This is a genomic window from Psychrobacter sp. DM8 (genome assembly GCF_051307025.1).
Lineage (GTDB): Bacteria > Pseudomonadota > Gammaproteobacteria > Pseudomonadales > Moraxellaceae > Psychrobacter.
Genome location: NZ_CP195538.1, coordinates 405,602 through 421,443, shown reverse-complemented (window position 1 = coordinate 421,443; position 15,842 = coordinate 405,602). Strand labels below are relative to the sequence as shown.

The 15,842-nt window shown below is 44.3% G+C and carries 17 protein-coding genes; 4 read left to right on the top strand and 13 right to left on the bottom strand.

The window, feature by feature from the left end:
- Positions 1 to 74 precede the first annotated feature (74 nt).
- The 9 genes from ACR64J_RS01875 to ACR64J_RS01835 form a co-directional block, all read right to left on the bottom strand.
- Positions 75 to 788 carry a fumarylacetoacetate hydrolase family protein gene (locus ACR64J_RS01875; protein WP_435950222.1) on the bottom strand — a complete coding sequence of 238 codons (714 nt, stop codon included), beginning with the start codon at positions 786 to 788 and terminating at the stop codon, positions 75 to 77.
- Positions 789 to 891: 103 nt separating this feature from the next.
- The gene (locus ACR64J_RS01870; RefSeq protein WP_435950221.1) at positions 892 to 1,617 is read right to left on the bottom strand and encodes an ABC transporter permease; all 726 of its coding nucleotides are present in this window, start codon (positions 1,615 to 1,617) and stop codon (positions 892 to 894) included.
- Between the two features lie 13 nt (positions 1,618 to 1,630).
- The gene (locus ACR64J_RS01865; protein WP_317200209.1) at positions 1,631 to 2,365 is read right to left on the bottom strand and encodes an ABC transporter permease; all 735 of its coding nucleotides are present in this window, start codon (positions 2,363 to 2,365) and stop codon (positions 1,631 to 1,633) included.
- Between the two features lie 282 nt (positions 2,366 to 2,647).
- Positions 2,648 to 3,442 (bottom strand): ABC transporter substrate-binding protein, encoded by a 795-nt coding sequence (locus tag ACR64J_RS01860; RefSeq protein ID WP_435951003.1) that lies wholly within the window; start codon positions 3,440 to 3,442, stop codon positions 2,648 to 2,650.
- 24 nt (positions 3,443 to 3,466) lie between these two features.
- Positions 3,467 to 4,402 (bottom strand): transporter substrate-binding domain-containing protein, encoded by a 936-nt coding sequence (locus tag ACR64J_RS01855; protein WP_435950220.1) that lies wholly within the window; start codon positions 4,400 to 4,402, stop codon positions 3,467 to 3,469.
- Between the two features lie 98 nt (positions 4,403 to 4,500).
- Complete coding sequence (locus ACR64J_RS01850; RefSeq protein WP_435950219.1) at positions 4,501 to 5,301, bottom strand: transporter substrate-binding domain-containing protein; 801 nt, start codon at positions 5,299 to 5,301, stop codon at positions 4,501 to 4,503.
- 283 nt (positions 5,302 to 5,584) lie between these two features.
- Positions 5,585 to 6,379 (bottom strand): ABC transporter ATP-binding protein, encoded by a 795-nt coding sequence (locus ACR64J_RS01845; protein WP_435950218.1) that lies wholly within the window; start codon positions 6,377 to 6,379, stop codon positions 5,585 to 5,587.
- Between the two features lie 239 nt (positions 6,380 to 6,618).
- On the bottom strand, positions 6,619 to 6,930 hold the full coding sequence (locus ACR64J_RS01840; protein ID WP_317200214.1) for a hypothetical protein: 312 nt from the start codon (positions 6,928 to 6,930) through the stop codon (positions 6,619 to 6,621).
- 44 nt (positions 6,931 to 6,974) lie between these two features.
- Positions 6,975 to 7,292, bottom strand: a complete 318-nt coding sequence (locus tag ACR64J_RS01835; protein WP_435950217.1) for a hypothetical protein — start codon at positions 7,290 to 7,292, stop codon at positions 6,975 to 6,977.
- Between the two features lie 422 nt (positions 7,293 to 7,714).
- Between ACR64J_RS01835 and ACR64J_RS01830 the strand changes: the two genes are divergently transcribed.
- The 3 genes from ACR64J_RS01830 to ACR64J_RS01820 all read left to right on the top strand — a co-directional run bounded on the left by ACR64J_RS01830 (position 7,715) and on the right by ACR64J_RS01820 (position 10,182).
- Positions 7,715 to 9,013: a glutamate-5-semialdehyde dehydrogenase gene (locus tag ACR64J_RS01830; RefSeq protein WP_317200216.1), complete on the top strand. Its 1,299-nt coding sequence runs from the start codon at positions 7,715 to 7,717 to the stop codon at positions 9,011 to 9,013.
- 107 nt (positions 9,014 to 9,120) lie between these two features.
- On the top strand, positions 9,121 to 9,861 hold the full coding sequence (locus tag ACR64J_RS01825) for a ribonuclease domain-containing protein (protein WP_435950216.1): 741 nt from the start codon (positions 9,121 to 9,123) through the stop codon (positions 9,859 to 9,861).
- A complete protein-coding gene (locus tag ACR64J_RS01820; RefSeq protein WP_435950215.1) occupies positions 9,862 to 10,182 on the top strand; it encodes a barstar family protein in 321 nt (106 codons plus the stop codon).
- 140 nt (positions 10,183 to 10,322) lie between these two features.
- Here the strand turns inward: ACR64J_RS01820 and ACR64J_RS01815 are convergent, their stop codons facing one another.
- Positions 10,323 to 11,879, bottom strand: coding sequence for an alanine/glycine:cation symporter family protein (locus ACR64J_RS01815; RefSeq protein WP_435950214.1), 1,557 nt, complete (start codon positions 11,877 to 11,879; stop codon positions 10,323 to 10,325).
- Between the two features lie 598 nt (positions 11,880 to 12,477).
- On the opposite strand from ACR64J_RS01815, the gene leuE reads away from it, so the two are divergent.
- Complete coding sequence (gene leuE, locus ACR64J_RS01810) at positions 12,478 to 13,134, top strand: leucine efflux protein LeuE (protein WP_435950213.1); 657 nt, start codon at positions 12,478 to 12,480, stop codon at positions 13,132 to 13,134.
- A 130-nt stretch (positions 13,135 to 13,264) separates the two neighbouring features.
- On the opposite strand, the gene glyA is transcribed toward leuE, so the two are convergent.
- The 3 genes from glyA to ACR64J_RS01795 form a co-directional block, all read right to left on the bottom strand.
- Positions 13,265 to 14,518, bottom strand: a complete 1,254-nt coding sequence (gene glyA / locus ACR64J_RS01805) for a serine hydroxymethyltransferase (RefSeq protein ID WP_435950212.1) — start codon at positions 14,516 to 14,518, stop codon at positions 13,265 to 13,267.
- 267 nt (positions 14,519 to 14,785) lie between these two features.
- Positions 14,786 to 15,244 (bottom strand): hypothetical protein, encoded by a 459-nt coding sequence (locus tag ACR64J_RS01800; protein ID WP_317200771.1) that lies wholly within the window; start codon positions 15,242 to 15,244, stop codon positions 14,786 to 14,788.
- Positions 15,245 to 15,337: 93 nt separating this feature from the next.
- Entirely contained in the window at positions 15,338 to 15,829 is a 492-nt protein-coding gene (locus ACR64J_RS01795; protein ID WP_435950211.1) for a chorismate--pyruvate lyase family protein, read from the bottom strand.
- Positions 15,830 to 15,842 lie beyond the last annotated feature (13 nt).

Here is a 15,842-nt window from a genome sequence, read left to right as displayed (position 1 = left end):
ACGACTAACGAAGCGCAACAAGCCATCATTACTATAATTATGATGAACTGACATCTGATATAACTGCGGCGACGTTATCGCACTGACGTTATCCATTGATGATCACCAAGACAAAGCATGAGCTTGTCACCCGCTCCTAGCGCGCCAACGCCACTTGGGGTACCGGTCATGATGACATCGCCTTTTTGTAAGCTAAAGGCATGGCTGATATCAGCAAGTAAATCATAAACTGAGAACAGCATTAAGGCACTATCACCATCTTGCGCCAGCTTATCATTGATGTGCAATTGATAATGTACTTGCGTCAAATCTCCAACCGCTTTTGGATCAAGCCAATCGCCAAGTACGCATGCACCATCAAAACATTTAGCACGCTCCCAAGGATGACCTTTGGCTTTGAGCGCGCTTTGAAGCTCGCGCAAGGTCAAATCAAGACCTAAAGTTACCCCACATATTGCCTGGCGGGCTTGCTCAGCCGTCGCTGCACTTAGATCACATGCCAGCTGAATACATAGCTCCGTCTCATAATGCGTTTCGCCATACACTTGTGGGTCGGGACGGATGATATCTTGCCTGATAGAAACTACAGAGGAGGCAGGCTTCATGAAAAGCATAGGGGCACTAGGTATCTCATTGTCAAGCTCAGCGGCGTGCGCGGCATAATTGCGGCCGACACAAACGACTTTACCGATAGACGCACACAAACGCTCGCTAGCTTTTATCGCACTATCATCATTAACGTTATCATCAATAGTATTTACTAAAGACATATGTGACGATTGACTCATACAAAATCCTCACTACAAATTGATAGCTACAGTTAATAGATAGGGCACTATTTAAGTGATGAGGTCTAAACCACGAATAACTTGTGGTTTAAACTCCAACTTATTACGGAATGGTATTGGTCATAACATCTGGCGGCACGTAGCTGGCATGGCGATTCATTCGCTTCTCAAAGAGTCTAAAGCTAAACAAGATTACCCATGACAGCAGCAGATAAACAATACCTGCGGCAAAGAACAGCTCCATCAAGGTATAAGTGCGCGCACTAATCGTACGAGCCACCCCAGTGATATCCATGAGTGCTATGGTTGAGGCGAGCGCGCTACCTTTGAGCATAAAGATGACTTCGTTACTATAGGCGGGAATGACAATACCAAAAGCGCGCGGCAGGGTAATGCGCGTAAGCTTTTGCCATTTGGACATTCCGATCGCATCAGCGGCTTCAAGCTCACCTACTGGTATGGTCTGAATCGCACCGCGAATAATCTCAGCCAGATAAGCACTCGTATTTAAGGTAAAGGCAATTATAGCGCACCAGTAGGCTTGGCTAAGCACAGGATCCCAAAGCATCGACTCCCGTATCCACTCAAACTGGCCCAAACCATAATAGATCAAAAATATCTGTACCAGCAGCGGCGTACCGCGAAAGAAGAAAATATATAAAAAAGGTAATATCTGTATGACCCAGCTTTTGGACAATCGCAGTAGCGCTAATACTAGACCAAAAAATAGCCCGATAATACCTGAGACCACGACCAGCTGCACAGTCAATACTGCGCCGCCTAAGAGGTCTGGGATATGCTCAAAAATAACTTGCCAATTCCAATCCATAAGTGACTCTCCTCTACTTGGCGATCGGTTGGCTAGGGGCAGATTGACGGCTTAGTTTTTTGGCATAGCGCGCCGCTGGATTAGCACGCCATTCCAGCCAAAGCATAAAGCCTGTGATAAGCATGGTCAAACCCAAATAGATAATCGCAGCTGCCATATAAAAGGTAAAAGGCTGCTGCGTTGATTGCGCGGCGCGCGAGGACTGATACATGATGTCTTTGAGACCGACGACAGAGACCAAAGCGGTATCTTTGAGCAGCACTAAGAATAAATTACCTAAACCTGGTAGTGCAATTTGCCAGACTTGCGGTAAGGTAATACGGTAAAATATCTGAAAAGGACGCATACCGACCGCTTGCGCCGCCTCGCTTTGACCTATCGGAATCTCTTGTATAGACATCCGAAAGATTTCGGTTGCATAAGCGCCAAAAGCGATGGATAGCGCCATAACACCGCCCCAAAAAGCACTGACCTCGACGTACTCGTTATAGCCGAATCTCTTGAGAATACTCATCAACAAGATAGAGCCGCCATAGTAGATAAACAGGACTAAGAGCAGCTCAGGAATACCGCGCATCGTCGCCGTATATACTGTCGCAAGCTTGCGCAGTATCCAGACGTCAGAGAGTTTTGCTGTTGCACCAAGCAGACCTAATACCATACCGATAATTAGGCTGGTTACCGCAAGCTTGATAGTGACAGCGGCGCCGCTTAACAATAGCGCGCCAAATCCTTGTAGGTCAAACACAATTATTCACTTATTCTCTTTGTATTATCAATAAAATAGTCGTTTACTATCGTCTCAAACAACGTGTTTATAACGTTTTTATAATGTGTCAGATAGTGACCTTATAAAAGCGCGCTACAACCCTTATGACTAGCGCAGCAAACTGAGCGCTGATTTTATCATATACCAGCAGCGCTATGCATACAAAAAAGACATCACCAAAGCGGTAATGTCTTTCTTGCAATAGCTTAGTCATTGTATTTTAGCAACTACTGTATTTTAGCAGCTGCTGTTTCGTACTGGCTACTGCGTGCTTACTGAAAAGTACTTATCATTAAGCGCATCATAGGTGCCATCAGCTTTGATATTAGCAAGCGCTTGATTTATTCTACCCTCAAGCTCATCACCTGGGCGTACTGCGATCGCAAAGTTGTCTTTGATATCGATCTCATCGCCTTTTAGCACGTAACCGCTGCCAGATTCTGAGCTGAGCCATTCGATAGCAGGCAGCTTGTCAGAGACCATCGCATCAACGCGACCTGAACCTAAATCTAAGAATGCATTGCTTAGCGTGTCATATAGCATCATATTCGCGTCAGGGTATTCGCCCTCTAGCCACTGTGATGAGATAGTAGAGCGCTGCGCGGCGATAGAATTAGTATTGATATCATCAGGGTTACTTGGATCAAAACTGCTGCCCTGTTTGGCTAAAAACACTAAAGTGTTGCTAAAATAAGGATCTGTAAAGCTCACTTGCTGCGCCCGCTCTGGCGTCACTGACATCGCCGCCACGATAGCATCGTATTTGCCCGCTTTGAGTCCTGGAATGATACCATCCCAATCTTGCGCCATAATTTCACAAGTGACTTTCATATCGTCACATATAGCATTAGCCATTTCGACATCAAACCCACCTAATGAGCCATCAGCATTGGTATAGTTAAAAGGCGCATAAGCACCTTCTGTTGCCACGCGTAAGATTTCATCGGTATTGGGAGCCGCGTCTACAGGCTCAGCGCCAGTATCTTGGCTATTACTACAGCCTGATAATGCCAGTGCTGATATCGCTACCAGTGATACAAAAGTCTTTATCATGATCATCCTTGATACTTAATCCAAATATTAGTTAGCCATAGCCTCTGCTTGCTCTTCTTCAGCGATCAGCGCGTTACCCTCTACGCTACCCTCATCGATGACGAGTACTTCTTCGACACTATCGTTAGCCGCTTGCTGCGCGGCAGCCGTTGAGCTGGTGCCAAAATAGCTGGCGGTGATTTGCTCATAAGTGCCGTTGTCTTTGAGCTCGCCAAGGGCTTGATTGAATTTGGCAACTAAAGGATCATCTTTACGAAAGCCAATGCCCATCGCGTCTTCATCAGTATTGATCTCAGCGCCTTTGATTTCGTAATCCTGCCCTGCTGGCGTCTTTAACCAGTCAATGCCTGTAACTTTGTCCGACATCATTGCGCGTACGCGACCTGATGTAAGATCTAAATAGGCGTTATCTTGAGTATCGTAGAATTTGATGTCAGCATTTGGATGCTCATCTTGCAAGTACTGCGCAGATACAGTAGAGCGCTGTGAACCGATTGGCTGACCTGCCAAATTATCTATCGTCAGATCATCGCCTTTTTTGCCGATAAGGACAATACCACTATAAAAGTATGGGTCAGAGAATTCGATAACTTCTTGGCGCTCAGGCGTGATCGACATGCCAGCGATAATCGCATCGAATTTTTGTGCATTTAGACCAGGTATTAGGCCGTCCCAATCTTGTGAGATTACTTCACAGTCGGCTTTCATTTGCGCGCATAGAGCATCAATCAGTTCAATCTCATAGCCAATTAATTTGCCATCAGCGTCAGTATAACTAAACGGCTTGTAGCTTGATTCAGTGGCGATTTTGATATTCATTGGCGCATCGGTAGTCGCCGTATCGACCGCTACTGTCTCATCAGTAGTCGTACTATTATTGCTACAGCCTGCAACCATCAGCATCGCGATACTGACAGGCGCAAGCCATTTGGCTTTAGATTTTAGTGTGGTTAAGTTTTTCATTGTAGTAAGTCCTTAGTATATTGCGTCAAAAGTATATTGCGTCAAATAATAGGTGTGAGCGAGAGCAGTACTTTTAGAATTAGAATAACTCAACTCATTTACTGACCAAAATTTTCTTGCTCAAGACGTGCCAGCTCACCATTACTACGGATTTCACTAAGGGCTTTATTAAACTCATCTCTTAACGGATCATCTTTACGAACGGCGATAGCGATGTTGTCATTGTTATCGATCTCATCGCCTACTATACCGAAGCCTTCAGTATTATCAGCCAGCCATGATTTGGTCGAGACTTTTTCGGCGAGGACTGCATTGCTACGACCTGACTTTAGATCCAGATAGGCATTATCATAGTTGTCATACAACTGAACGGTATTGCCATCTTTGCCTTCATAGTTATCTTGTAGATAAGCACCAGGTGTGGTTGAACGCTGACCGCCCAAAGTGAGGTCTTTGATCGCCATAGGATCAAAACCACTTTCGGTATCAGTTAGCCACACCATAGTATTAGCGAAGTAAGGCTCAGTAAAATCGACTTTTTCTTGGCGTTCAGGAGTGATTGACATACCAGCGACGACCGCATCATATTTTTGTGCCAATAGACCTGGGATAATACCGTCCCAATCTTGCGCGACAATCTCGCACTGTGCTTGCATCTGCTCGCATAGGGCGTTGGCGACATCAACATCAAAACCTGACAGACTACCATCAGCATTGGTCATGTTAAAAGGAGGGTAAGCGCCTTCGGTGGCAATACGTATGGTCTTAGTCGCGGTATCTGTGGTAGCCGCATCTACGTTGGCGTCAGTAGCAGTCTCATCAGTAGCTGGGCTACATGCCCCAATCAGCATAGCGGTAGCGACGGTCATCGATGACCACAATAGGCGAGAATTCGACATCTTACATTCCTTAGTGTTGAATAAATACGCAAGAATAATGATCTGACATCCATGCCAAACCATAGAACTTGCTGATATAAAGTGAGGACAGCTTAGAGCGCTGCATAAACTCTTTGATAATACCTGACTCAAATATCAAAAACAAACATTTTGCAACTGAGCTGTCATTATTGTGCAATAATTTTTTAATGAAAGTCTGTTACTAGAGGATTGTTTATCCATAGTATGGATTTAATGAGTAGTACTTTTAAAAACATGGTTATTGATATAGCTAAAAACGTGGTTACTGACGATGCGACGACATAAAGTCTTTGACGCGCTCAGAGGTTGGATTGTCAAATATTTGCTCAGGTGTACCCATCTCCTCTATCACGCCTTGATGCAAAAACACCACTTGGCTTGAGACTTCACGAGCAAAGCGCATTTCATGAGTCACAATCAGCATCGTGCGCCCCTCCTCTGCCAGCTCACGCATCACAGCGAGCACTTCATTAACCAGTTCTGGATCTAGCGCTGAGGTTGGCTCATCGAACAGCAAAACCTGCGGCTGCATTGCTAAGGCGCGTGCAATGGCAACGCGCTGACGCTGGCCGCCCGATAAATTCGCCGGATAAGCGTCTTTTTTATCGAGTAGCCCCACTTTATCGAGTAGCTTTTCAGCATCGCTGATCGCTTGCGCTTTTTTAACTTTGAGAACCTGCGTCGGCCCTTCGATGATATTTTGCAAAATGGTCTTGTGCGGCCACAGATTAAAGTTTTGGAATACAAATCCTACGCGGGCGCGCAGCCGCTCTAATTCTTTGACATCCGCCGCTTGCAGTTCACCTGACTTACCCGGTTTTAGCATCAGCTCATCATTACCGATCGTGATGCGACCTTTATTCGGTTTCTCTAGCATATTGATGCAGCGCAGCAAAGTTGATTTCCCAGAGCCTGACGAGCCTAATATAGAGATGACATCGCCATCATACGCGGTCAAAGACACGCCTTTGAGTACTGCTAGTGAGCCATAGCTTTTATGAATATCTTCTAGGTCTAAGGCGATAGGACGAGTCGGATCTTTTGCGATATCAAGCATGATTTAGCAGGTTTCCAATAGGTATGAGTAATAAGAAGTTAGAATCTAAGTGCTTTTATCTAATAGATTAATTGATTTGGCAGCGACGAAAGGTTGCATATTGTCGCCTAAAATACAGCCAAAAGGCAAACGTGTATTTGTCTATTCAAATAAAGACACAAAAAAGCTCAAATCTGCCGTAGCACATTTGAGCGTTATTTTAGCATCTCAGTGTCTTTTGCGCCCTACTATCTACTGATTTAGTAAGTAGACACGTGCTCTGATGATTCAGTGCCATCAAGAACCTCTGAGTCATCCGCTGTAGCAATAGCAACATCGTCATTCATAACCTCGTTGTCCATCGCAACACCATCATTGGCGCTTGCAATAGCCACATCGTCTGCTGGCATATCATTATCGACGCTAGTGGCTTCTTGCTCAATTTCAGTTTGCGCATCATAAGTCGGATCATCTTCGCTGGTTTTAGAGCCTTTGTCTTCACAAGCGCTCAAAGCGAGTACTGAAGTTGCTAATGTCGCCAGCAATAGGTTTTTATAAATAGATTTTTGCATAATATAATCACTCATCATTATTTAGTTGTTAAAAGTAATAACATTTACTCTTCGTCATCTAAAGAGTCATAGCCCCACTCTTGGTCAGTATCATCATCATTATAATTGTCATTATAATTGTCATTGTCATTGTCATTGTCATTGTCAATATCGTCATCACTAGCATAATCATCGTCCGTAACGATATCGATGTCGTCATTGCCATTATCGATCTGTACTTGTTCCACTGAGTTTGGTGCCCCATTATTATTAGCGGCTTCGGTGTTGGTATAGACGCCCCAGATCAGTGCCAGTGCGACTAAGGAGCCATACAACCATTTTTTAGATATGATAGGTTTTGCTTTTTTCTCGGTAGCAGTCATATAAGCTCCTTTTTGAGTAAATGGTAAAAATGCTTTGGTGCTGATCATTGTACTGCTATTGCTACTGGTTGACCTTAGTATTTAAAGCCGCTTTCTGTTAAAACTGCGTAACCGTATTTGTTCTATCATATTTGTTCTATCAATAGGCGCATTAAGGGTTAATTGCCGATTACAAATGAATGCTGTTCACAAATTCATCTTTACTAACGACGCAATCTCCTCTATGTTAAATGGCATAACGCCAAGACGCTAACAAAACCGTTACTTACCTATCACTTATAACGGCATCTGATAACATGAAGCAGATTTTTCTGCTTTTAGGTGTGTCTAATATTTACAAACCTTATATCCACATGTCTTTTATACAGTTAGCGTCATCAGCCTATCAATATCTATCATTTATCACATAAGGATTATTAGTTATGACTCAATCAACGACAGATATTCATACTTATATGCAAACCGTCGGCAAACAAGCCCGCGCCGCTTCTCGCGCGCTCGCTGCTGCTAATACAGGGGACAAAAACGCAGCACTCATTGCTATTCATGACGTGTTAGTCGATGCCAAACAAGACATCTTATCCGCCAACAAAATCGATATGGATAAAGGTGAAAAGAACAATTTAGACTCAGCATTACTCGACCGCTTAGAATTAAATGACGCCCGTTTTGACGGTATGCTGCAAGGTCTCAAAGATGTTGCCGCCTTACCTGACCCTATAGGCGCGGTCACCGACATGACCTATCGTCCCTCTGGTATCCATCTGGGTAAAATGCGCGTACCGCTCGGCGTCGTCGGCATGATTTATGAATCGCGCCCTAATGTGACTTTAGAAGCGGCATCACTGGCGCTCAAATCGGGCAACGCGATTATCTTGCGCGGCGGCTCCGAGGCTTTTGAGTCCAATCAGGCGATTGCTAAGTGCATTCACAAAGGGCTCGCCAATGCAGGTTTATCTGAGCATAGTGTACAAGTGCTAGAGACCACTGATCGCGCTGCTGTCGGCGAGTTGATTACGATGACTAAATACGTCGATGTCATCGTGCCGCGCGGCGGCAAAGGTCTAATTGAGCGTATCAGCAACGACGCCAAAGTGCCTGTGATCAAGCATTTAGACGGTAACTGTCACACCTTTATAGATAGTGATGCCGATCCTAAGATTGCGATAGAAGTTAGTGTTAATGCTAAGACGCATCGCTATGGCACGTGCAATACAATGGAGACGCTACTCGTTGACGAAGCAGTCGCAGATGAGCTGCTGCCACAAATCGCTGAAGCTATTATCAAAGCGGATAATGCCATGCAACTGCGTGTCGATGACAAAGCGCAAGCGATATTAAAAGACAATGCGACGCTAAACGGTCATCTGTCAGCGGCCACTTCTGAGGACTGGGACACTGAGTATCTAGCGCCGATTTTAGCTGTCAAAGTCGTCAGCGGTATCGATGACGCGATTGAGCATATCAATACCCACGGTAGTCAGCATACTGATGTCATTATCACTGATAATTATACCAAGTCGCAGCGCTTTATCCGGGAAGTCGATTCAGCCAGCGTGATGATTAACGCCTCTAGCCGCTTCGCTGACGGTTTTGAGTATGGACTCGGTGCTGAAATCGGTATCTCAACGGACAAAATTCACGCCCGCGGTCCTGTAGGACTTGAGGGTCTCACCTCACAAAAATGGATCGTCTATGGCCACGGTGAAACCCGCGCTTAATTGATCTAATCTAAATAAAAAATGCCAGCCTAGTCGCTGGCGTTTTTGTGCGTTATAACTAAGTTATATATACTATCTAAAAATCTAAATCATAGGACAGCTGGCTTATGCAAAGCGGCACTATTAAGCACTGGAACGAGGATAAAGGCTATGGCTTTATCGATGTGGACGATCAAAATGAAGATGTGTTCTTTCACATCACAACAGTACGCTTGTCTGAGCCTGTCAGTATTGGTCAGCGCGTCTACTTTACCAGCGAGCGCAATGACAAAAACCAGTTGCGTGCCCTTGAGGTAACCTCGACATCGCTGAACCTACAAGAGACGCCACTATCACACTCTGCAAAAAAGACGCCAAAGCGCGCAGCGAACGCCAATCTTCAAGGCAACTCTAAAAACCATAAAAGTAATCAGCGCCGCATCGGTCAAACAAAGCGCAGTCCTATCTCACGCCTATTTAGCATCATCGCTATCATCGCCTTGGCTGCCTATTTCTTTGGTGATCTACAATCGATTTTTGATAATGGCCCTAGGTCAACTACTATTGCTCAATCAGCAGAAACTACCAATCAAAACGCTATCACGGGTGACGCGCAAATTGACAATACTATTGCGCTTATTGGGCAGGGCGGGCCTTTCCCTTATCCTGCTAAAGACGGCACAACTTTTTATAATCGTGAAGGTCGCCTGCCCAAAGAGGCCAGTGGCTACTACCGAGAGTACACTGTACCTACCCCTGGCGTCTCTCATCGCGGCGCGCGCCGTATCGTCACAGGTGGCAATCCGCCAACCGTCTATTATTTAACTGTTGATCACTACGACAGTTTTAGCCAATTACAGGTGAGATAAATGAGCCAAGCCATTCATTATATAAACCAAGATAGCAAGACGACTGCTATACCCAAGCGAGCAGTTAATATCGTTATCAAAGAAGTGCTGGACAAAGCCGCTCTATTAACCGCATTGGATAAGGCGCTTAGTTTTCCTGACTACTTTGCACATAATTGGGATAGTGCTTGGGACTGCTTAACCGATAGCGATGCTAAGCATTTACGTTTAGATTTGACGGATGTAAAGCAAATTAATACTGAGGATTTTAACGTGTTTAAAAGTATGATTGAAGATGCTTTTAGAGATTTTGGCAGGCCGCAGCTGTGGGTAGTCGTATAAAAGTTTAAATCACATGACATTTGGGCGTCTTGCTAAGCGTCTAGCCAATTACAATTGGCAGATAGCAAAAAGCCCGCTAAGATAGTGCTTAGCGGGCTTTTATAACGTATTAAGAAACTAAAGTTTTTGAATCAAACTCGCTATTTGTACTTTTTAATTTCACCACTCTTCACGCGAGCGACAAAAGAATTAATCTCTCTTTTCACAACTGGCATCAAGAAGTACAGACCGATGATGTTAAAGATCGCCATTGCAAAGAGCGCGGCATCTGAGAAGTCGATGACAAAGCTAAACTGTACGATGGTACCGATAACGACGAAGACCAAGAAGATAAGTTTGTATATCATCTCGCCGCCTTTACCTTCACCAAAGAGGTAAGTCCAAGCTTTTAGGCCATAATATGACCATGAAATCATCGTTGAAAAAGCGAACAGCAATACCGCCACAGCTAGGAAATACTGAAAAATAGGCGCCGTTTCCATAAAGGCTGCACGGGTTAGATCCACACCAGTGAGCGCTTGGGTTTGCAAGTTTGCGACAGTATTTACCCCAGAGATAGTAATAACCAGCGCCGTCATGGTACAGATAACAACCGTATCAATAAAAGGCTCAAGCAAAGCGACTAAGCCTTCCGTAGCAGGCTCTTTAGTTTTTACTGCTGAGTGAGCAATAGCGGCTGAACCAACACCGGCTTCGTTAGAGAAAGTCGCACGTTTTAAACCTTGAATAAGTGCGCCAATAAAGCCACCAGCTACGCCTGCACCTGTGAAGGCACCTGTGAAAATCTCACCGAATGCGGCGCCAATAAGATTAAAGTTAGCAACTAATACGATTACCGCCATAGTGATGTATAACAAGGCCATAAAGGGTACGACTTTTTCGGTAACGGTTGCAATGCGCGGCATACCACCGATGATAACCATACCAACTAAAACAGCCAAACCAATACCAAAGAATAAACTGTACTCTGTTGGAATACTAAAGGTAGAGCTCATAACTGCAAAGGCTTGGTTACCCTGAAACATGTTACCAGCACCAAAGGTTGCTAGAATACACATGAGAGCAAAACCAACCGCTAAAAACTTACCTAATCCGCCCATACCACGTTCAGCCATACCGCGGCTTAGGTAGTACATAGGGCCACCAGATACAGCCCCAGATGGTAGTATCGTACGGTATTTGACACCGAGCGTACACTCTACAAACTTGGTCGCCATACCGAATAGGCCAACCATAATCATCCAAAAGGTAGCACCAGGACCACCAATGGCAAGCGCTGCACCAACGCCTGCGATATTACCAAGACCAACGGTACCTGATAAAGCAGTAGCTAGGGCTTGAAAATGACTGACCTCGCCTTCTTCTTTGGTAGCAGGATTGGGATCGGTATATTTGCCTCTAACAATATCTAGAGACAACCCTATTTGGCGAAACTGAATAAATCCGAAGTAAAAGGTAAACACTAGCGCGGCAACTAACAACCAACCCACAATAAGCGGAAAGCTGACATCACCAAGTGGTACTGAAAAGAAAATAAGGTCGACGAACCAACCAAAGGCATTGCCCATAAACCCATCGAGACCTGCACCAAATGCTTCTAAACCCGATTGCTCAACGACCACAGCTGATTCTTCAGCAGCTCGCGCGAGAGTGGCGCTAAGTAGTAGCACCATAGCGACTAACGGTTGTTTTTTCATAAAAATCCCTTTTGTGAAAATCCCTTTTGCGAAAGTAACTTTCTGAACTATTGTCATGACATCAATATTCAATAGGTAATCATATATTACGATTTGTATTACTATTATTACCCAATTGTCACCGCTAATAATATACTAATTTAACTTAATAAACAAAAACAATCATATATTATAATAAGTTAGATACTTTCTTAGAGTTCACAGCTGTGATCTGGCGTCAGCATATTTTGGATATCTATAAAATACTGTCGATATAAATTTATAAAATTGACCGTTTCCTCTAGTTTATTTAATAAAATTAAATTTTATAATGAACTTTAGTCTACCTAAAAATCACGAAATAGTAGCTCTAAAAAACCGCTCAGCCTCAGCTAAGCGGTTTTTTATTGCTTACCATACTTATAGTATCAAACCGCTTTTAGGCACGTTTGATATGGCGACAAACACAAGAGAGGGCATAGCGTTACAAGTGAAACAACTTAATAATATTATGCTCTTTAGTTGGTAGAGTGTTATAGAATGGGCATCGCCATTTAGTTATCGAAAATAGCAACTTACATCAGTAGTCAATGCATTATGGCCTGTCAAAGGATTTTTTATGTTCGGTATTACTGACCTGACGACCTATATTATTGGTTCCATAATCATTATCCTATTGCCAGGGTCAAATAGCTTATATTGTCTGTCGGTGTCTGCTGCACATGGCGTGCGCAAAGGCTATCATACGGTAGCTGGTATATTCGTTGGCGATAGCATTTTGATAATCGTTACGGTTCTCGGAATGGGTAGCCTGCTCAAACTCTACCCTATTTTATTTACGGGTATTAAGTTAATAGGCGGTCTATACTTATTTTATTTGGGTGCCAAACTCTTGATAGGCGCTTATCAAAATTTTCGTCATAGAGCTTTGCTAGCTGATGCTAAGCCAAAACCGATAACCGCGCCTATTCACCAAAACTTCTTTAATCGCGCGTTACTACTTAGCCTGACCAATCCAAAAGCGATCTTGTTTTTCTTATCCTTTTTTGTACAGTTCGTTGAGCCGAGCTATCCGCGTCCCTTTTTATCCTTCTTAGTACTTGCCATCATTTTGCAGATGATTAGCTTTAGCTATCTAAGCGTTATGGTTTTTGCAGGCAAAAATTTATCAAACAAATTCAATCAGTATCCTCTACTCATTATGGTGAGCATGAGTTTTACAGGATTATTATTTATTGGATTTGCTATTAACTTATGGCTTGCGCAATTAAGCTAGATTGATTTAATGCACTATACTGTGAGGTGCCGCTCATATTCAAACGTGTTGTTATACTTAAACCAAAAAAACCGCCAAGCCTAAGCCAAGCGGTTTCTATTTTTATACGTCTAAAAGCAGGTAAAAGAAATTACTGATTCTTTGCGTACACAGGCTTTTTGGCGCAGATGGCTTTTACCTTTTCGCGCGTATCAGAGATTACTTGCTCATCACCGCGGCTATCTAAGACATCACACATCCAGCCTGCTAGCTCTTTTACGTCAGCTTCATCAAAGCCGCGCGTGGTTACCGCTGGCGTACCAATACGGATACCTGAAGTCACAAACGGTGATTTTGGATCGTTAGGCACCGCGTTTTTGTTAACCGTAATATAAGCATCACCAAGCCATGCATCCGCTTCTTTACCCGTCATTTCTTGTTTAACTAGGCTGATAAGCATCAGATGGTTTTCGGTGCCGCCAGAGACGATATCGTAACCGCGATCCATGATGACCTCTGCCATAGCTTTGGCGTTCTTGACCACTTGCTCTTGGTAAGTCTTAAAATTGTCCTCTAAGGCTTCTTTAAAGCACACCGCTTTGCCTGCGATGGCATGCATAAGCGGGCCGCCCTGGTTGCCAGGGAATACCGCCGAGTTGAGCTTTTTGGTCAGCTTATCATCACGCGATAAGATAATGCCTGAGCGCGGGCCACGTAAGGTTTTGTGCGTGGTGCTGGTGACCACATCGGCGAATGGTACGGGGCTTGGATACGCGCCAGTAGCGGCAAGGCCTGCAATGTGCGCCATATCGACCAAAAAGTACGCCCCTACTTCGTCAGCGATATCACGAAAACGCTGCCAATCGACCACTTGAGAATACGCGGAGAAGCCTGCGATAATCATTTTAGGCTTGTGCTCGCGGGCTAGGCTGTCGACTTGATCATAATCAATCTCGCCCGCCTCATTTAGACCGTACTGCACCGCATTGTAGTTAATGCCCGAGAAGTTAATGTGCGCGCCATGCGTTAAGTGACCGCCCGCGTCGAGGCTCATACCAAGTACCGTATCATTGGCTTCAAGGAGTGCTAAAAAAACCGCTGAGTTGGCCTGAGAACCTGAATGCGGCTGGACGTTGACGTATTCTGCGCCAAATAGCTCTTTGGCACGGTCAATCGCGAGCTGCTCAATGATATCGACGTATTCGCAGCCGCCGTAATAGCGCTTGCCCGGATAGCCTTCGGCATATTTATTGGTCAGATCTGAGCCTTGTGCTTCCATGACTGCTTGTGAGCAATAGTTCTCTGAGGCGATAAGCTCAATATGGCTCTCTTGACGTTTGCTTTCAGACGCCATCGCGTCAGCGAGTACAGGGTCAAAATCTTTAATAGAGATGTCTTTAAACATAAGAGTGTCCTATATTATTGGTTTTGTAAAACTAGTGTTATTTAAGATAAGGTTATGAGCGCGCTCATAGAGGGTGGATGCTCAGCAAGGATATTGCACTGAAATCTTGCCGTATGCTGAGTCTAACATGAAATATAACTTTATGAGCGCAAAAAAGCTCAGCTTAAGCTGAATGGTTTAAAGAATGATACGATAGAAAACACGTTGTGATGAAACTAAAAAACAGCCAAATGATATGGCTGTTTTTGTAGGTAGAAATAATGAGTGTTAGTATCTCAATCCTACTAGCGGTTTAGATACCCAGCCTGCGCCTTTATCAGTTTGAACATAATAATACCCGTTCTGCTCTTTACCCATATAAATAATGGTATCTTGCTGAGATAAACTACTCACCTGCATCGAATTGTTGCTCGCTTGATTATACAGTGATGTATTCTTAAGCTTGCCCGCTAGTAGAGCACCTTCAATAAGTTTGACGCCGCCCACTTGATTATCTACTTCATTTGACGAGATAAAACCAACTTCTTCACCCAAGTCTGTCACCGCCTGTTTGCTACCGCGAAACGTATCAGCAGTCTGCCCAATGGAGCTTACCGCTCTTTGCACATCATAGATGCTATCAAAAAACCCAGCGTTGGCCGTTTGCGATAGAGCAATTGTACTGGCACACAAGATGAAGGTGCTAGATAGCTTCAAAAATAATTTTGCGGGACTTAATGGGCTCATAATTGACTCTCATATTTTGATAACAGTGAAATAATAGACTAACGTTTAGTTACAAAATACTAACACAGTATCTATTTATTAAACAAGTGTTTTTCAATAATTGAAACCAGACAGAAACGTCTCGCTAATAAGCAGTTTGCGCCCATACCAGTCATAACGTGTTTGCCGCTGCCAGCCTTTATGCGTATGAGAGATAAAGCGCTGGCTTGGCAAGGTGCGGCAGCGCCTAAATAGGACATAACCAATTGGCGTACCCTTTAAATGTTGCAAGCGACGAGCATCTCCTTTTAGGCTTGGTAGCGGAAACAGGCTTTGCGCCCAGACCCAAGGCGCCTCATCGTTGCCATATAGATATACTTCGCGCACCCATGCTAGCATCGGTCGATTAAGCGCTCTGCCCTCAATGCCCAGTTGATGTTTTTGCGCTAAGCTCAAAAGTCTGTAGCCCTCAAACTGTCGCTCTACGCGTAGGGGCTGACCTGCCTTGGTTTCTAGCATCGCAGTCAAAGAGCCTTTGGCATCGAGCCACGGCACAAGATTAGGCGGCGCTGGGGTATGCATGTGAGATAACTTGGTATTTAGCATTGCTATAGCGTGG

Excerpts from the sequence above, each read along its gene's own strand:
- ACR64J_RS01855 (WP_435950220.1), bottom strand. The coding sequence starts at position 4,402 with ATGAAAAACTTAACCACACTAAAATCTAAAGCCAAATGGCTTGCGCCT.
- ACR64J_RS01795 (WP_435950211.1), bottom strand. The coding sequence starts at position 15,829 with ATGCTAAATACCAAGTTATCTCACATGCATACCCCAGCGCCGCCTAAT.
- ACR64J_RS01850 (WP_435950219.1), bottom strand. The coding sequence starts at position 5,301 with ATGTCGAATTCTCGCCTATTGTGGTCATCGATGACCGTCGCTACCGCT.
- ACR64J_RS01875 (WP_435950222.1), bottom strand. The coding sequence starts at position 788 with ATGAGTCAATCGTCACATATGTCTTTAGTAAATACTATTGATGATAAC.
- ACR64J_RS01870 (WP_435950221.1), bottom strand. The coding sequence starts at position 1,617 with ATGGATTGGAATTGGCAAGTTATTTTTGAGCATATCCCAGACCTCTTA.
- glyA (WP_435950212.1), bottom strand. The coding sequence starts at position 14,518 with ATGTTTAAAGACATCTCTATTAAAGATTTTGACCCTGTACTCGCTGAC.
- ACR64J_RS01830 (WP_317200216.1), top strand. The coding sequence starts at position 7,715 with ATGACTCAATCAACGACAGATATTCATACTTATATGCAAACCGTCGGC.
- leuE (WP_435950213.1), top strand. The coding sequence starts at position 12,478 with ATGTTCGGTATTACTGACCTGACGACCTATATTATTGGTTCCATAATC.
- ACR64J_RS01825 (WP_435950216.1), top strand. The coding sequence starts at position 9,121 with ATGCAAAGCGGCACTATTAAGCACTGGAACGAGGATAAAGGCTATGGC.
- ACR64J_RS01800 (WP_317200771.1), bottom strand. The coding sequence starts at position 15,244 with ATGAGCCCATTAAGTCCCGCAAAATTATTTTTGAAGCTATCTAGCACC.
- ACR64J_RS01845 (WP_435950218.1), bottom strand. The coding sequence starts at position 6,379 with ATGCTTGATATCGCAAAAGATCCGACTCGTCCTATCGCCTTAGACCTA.
- ACR64J_RS01840 (WP_317200214.1), bottom strand. The coding sequence starts at position 6,930 with ATGCAAAAATCTATTTATAAAAACCTATTGCTGGCGACATTAGCAACT.
- ACR64J_RS01820 (WP_435950215.1), top strand. The coding sequence starts at position 9,862 with ATGAGCCAAGCCATTCATTATATAAACCAAGATAGCAAGACGACTGCT.
- ACR64J_RS01835 (WP_435950217.1), bottom strand. The coding sequence starts at position 7,292 with ATGACTGCTACCGAGAAAAAAGCAAAACCTATCATATCTAAAAAATGG.
- ACR64J_RS01815 (WP_435950214.1), bottom strand. The coding sequence starts at position 11,879 with ATGAAAAAACAACCGTTAGTCGCTATGGTGCTACTACTTAGCGCCACT.